Origin of the sequence: Arthrobacter pityocampae (assembly GCF_002927275.1) — a bacterium.
In the GTDB taxonomy this organism is placed as follows: Bacteria; Actinomycetota; Actinomycetes; order Actinomycetales; family Micrococcaceae; genus Arthrobacter_D; species Arthrobacter_D pityocampae.
In genome coordinates this window covers 1-983 of the sequence record NZ_PRKW01000041.1, presented here as the reverse complement: position 1 = coordinate 983, position 983 = coordinate 1, and the positions used below count along the sequence as shown (strand labels likewise).

The following is a 983-nucleotide window of genomic DNA, read 5'->3' as shown; positions in this document are numbered from 1 at the left end:
TCCGATCTACGCGTGATCAGCAAAAGCAGGTACTGATCCAAAATGGAAGACTTTGTGCGACAATGCTTCAATCCAATGATCGTCGAGCTTGCGGAAAAGGCAATGAAAGAATATGGGGAAGATCCGAAAATCGAAACAAACAAATTCGCATCAATATGCACACACTTAGAAGTCTGCTTCATGTACTCTGATTTCCACTTCATCGACGAACGAGGCGAATCAACTATTATAGAATCTGGCGATCCAAATGCGTTGTTGAAACATCGATTTGAAATAATCGAAGGGAGAGACCGAACAATGGCCTGGACAGTGGTGAATAGTATCTGCAACACCACGGGAGTTGAGAAACCCAAATTTCTCCCAGATCTGTATGACTACAAGGAAAATCGATTCATTGAAATTGGAGTGACGAGGAGGGAAGTCCACATATATTACCTAGAAAAGGCCAATAAAATAAAATCCGAGAAGACACACATCCACATTTTCTCATTCACTGGAGAAGAGATGGCCACCAAGGCAGATTACACTCTTGACGAAGAGAGCAGGGCAAGAATCAAAACCAGGTTGTTCACCATAAGGCAGGAAATGGCCAGCAGGGGTCTATGGGATTCCTTTCGTCAGTCCGAAAGAGGCGAAGAGACAATTGAAGAAAGATTTGAAATCACAGGAACCATGCGCAGGCTTGCCGACCAAAGTCTCCCACCGAACTTCTCCAGCCTTGAAAACTTTAGAGCCTATGTGGATGGATTCGAACCGAACGGCTGCATTGAGGGCAAGCTTTCTCAAATGTCAAAAGAAGTGAACGCCAGAATCGAGCCATTTCTAAAGACAACACCACGCCCTCTCAGATTGCCTAATGGGCCTCCCTGTTCTCAGCGGTCGAAATTCTTGCTGATGGATGCTCTGAAATTAAGCATTGAGGACCCGAGCCACGAAGGGGAGGGGATACCGCTGTATGATGCGATCAAATGCATGAAGACATT

Annotated in this window: 1 protein-coding gene; it reads left to right on the top strand. The window is 45.4% G+C overall.

The window, feature by feature from the left end; genetic code table 11:
• Window positions 1–75 precede the first annotated feature (75 nt).
• A partial coding sequence (locus C4K88_RS18290; protein WP_167399083.1) for a polymerase PA occupies window positions 76–983 on the top strand: 908 nt, incomplete at its 3' end.